At 54.8% G+C, this 1,890-nt stretch carries 1 protein-coding gene; it reads left to right on the top strand.

The annotated features are described in order from the left end of the window. Window positions 1-175 precede the first annotated feature (175 nt). Window positions 176-1,300, top strand: a complete 1,125-nt coding sequence (locus DW821_RS10055) for an aminotransferase (protein ID WP_118066738.1) — start codon at window positions 176-178, stop codon at window positions 1,298-1,300. Window positions 1,301-1,890: the final 590 nt, after the last annotated feature.

The following is a 1,890-nucleotide window of genomic DNA, read 5'->3' as shown; positions in this document are numbered from 1 at the left end:
GCGCTGCATGAGCATGCCCTTCTGGCGCGAGGACCTCTAAGGTTTTCAAAGACCCGTACAGGTCTTACTACAAACATCTAGCTGCCATTAGATGTCTCCCATTGGGGCGGTGCGGATCTTTCGCACCGCCCCATTCATGTTTAATGACGCTAAATGAAGATCAGATAAGGTGGCCATGGATATCAAGCCAATCGGTGTTGAGGAATGGCTCAACGTTTGGGAGAAGAGTGCTACCTGGGATATCGCTCAGTCGACGATCTCGTCGCTGACCATGGGCGAGCTTCGCGCACTGGACGAGCAGGACGGCGCCACGTTCTACGAGCGCCTGGATCGCGAGAAGATGAACTACGGCTGGATCGAGGGATCGCCGGAATTTAAGGCCGAGGTCGCCAAGCTGTATCGTCGCGATGTCAATCCCGATCACATTCTGCAGACCAATGGCTGCACGGGCGCCAACCTCAACGCCATCATGGCCGTTGTGGAGCCCGGCGATCACGTGATTGCCGAGTGGCCTACCTATGCGCCGCTCTACGAGATTCCGCGTACGCTGGGTGCCGAGGTCGAGTATTGGGAGCTTCGCGAGGAGCTCGGTTGGAAGCCCGATATCGATGAGCTCAAGCGCTTGGTGCGCCCCAACACCAAGCTCATCTGCATCAATAACGCATCGAACCCCATCGGTACGGTGCTCGATGCCGATACGCTCGGCCAGATTGCGGAGATTGCGCGTTCGGTGGGTGCCTACGTGCTGTGCGACGAGGTGTATCTGCCGCTCGAGAACACCGAGTCCTTTATGTCGATGGCCGACGTGTACGAGAAGGCCATTGTCACCAACTCGGTGTCCAAGACCTATTCGACGCCTGCTGCCCGCGTGGGCTGGGTCGTGACCGATGAAGAGGTATCCAACCGCATCCGCACGTATCGCGACTACACCATGATCTGCGGTGGCGTGTTCAACGACGCCCTGGCGACCTACGTGCTCGAGCATAAGGACAAGATTCTCGAGCGCAACCGCAAGATCGTGTTTGGCAACCGTGATATCGCGCAGGCCTGGATCGATACACAGCATCGCGTGTCCTGGACGGCCCCGCAGGGCGTGTCCACCTCGTTTATCCAGCTGGATATCCCCGAGGACGACGAAGATTTCTGCAAGCGCCTGTTGGCCGAGAGGGGAGTGCTGCTGGTTCCCGGCAGCCGCTTTGAGCTTCCCTGCGGTGCACGCCTGGGCTACTGCGCGAGCGAGGACGTTCTTCGCGAGGGCCTGAGGCTTCTGGGTGAGGCGCTGGCCGAGTTCGATCGCTAGGATCACGACTTCCTTCGAAGTCCGTATTCAAATTGGCCGACGATAATCGATAACAGACCCGTTTCCCATGAGGGGGCGGGTCTGTTTTTTATACCGAGAAGTCAAGTTGTTACAAATGAGGCCGTACGGCAAGCTGATATCCGCTGGGCCTTATACTGAGCTTCCGGCGAACGGTACCCAGCGTCTGGTAAACGGTAGTCTGGTTGCTAAAAATGAATAGGACGAACTTTTTTCTGAATAAAAATCAAAATGGTTGAGAGGCAGCAAGAATTGCGAATTCTATTCATACCCTTGCGTGAAATATGCAAATTGAGGGTGGTTTAACAAAGATTAGTTCCAATGGGATTTCCGGTTAAAAAAGCATTTAAGCACGTAAATACACTTTATTAAGTCAAAGTGTGCCATGCGTGAAGTATATGTGTATGCCGTTCACCCCTCATAAAAAACCGTTCGGGGGCAAGGTGGAAGTATGGGCTGATTTTGGATATAAATATGTCGTCAGCAATAACGCCTCACACGGAGGGGCGCTAACGAATCGGCCCTGACAAGGGCCCGAAAGAAAGGTAGGAGGCCATGACGAAAGGTCTGCA

The organism is Collinsella sp. AM33-4BH (assembly GCF_003469205.1).
In the GTDB taxonomy this organism is placed as follows: domain Bacteria; phylum Actinomycetota; class Coriobacteriia; order Coriobacteriales; family Coriobacteriaceae; genus Collinsella.
The sequence above is the reverse complement of the archived record's forward strand: the minus strand, read 5'-3'. Positions and strand labels throughout refer to the sequence as shown.

Bases quoted from the DNA above. Each gene is read 5' to 3' on its own strand.
- DW821_RS10055 (WP_118066738.1), top strand. From the start codon at position 176: ATGGATATCAAGCCAATCGGTGTTGAGGAATGGCTCAACGTTTGGGAG.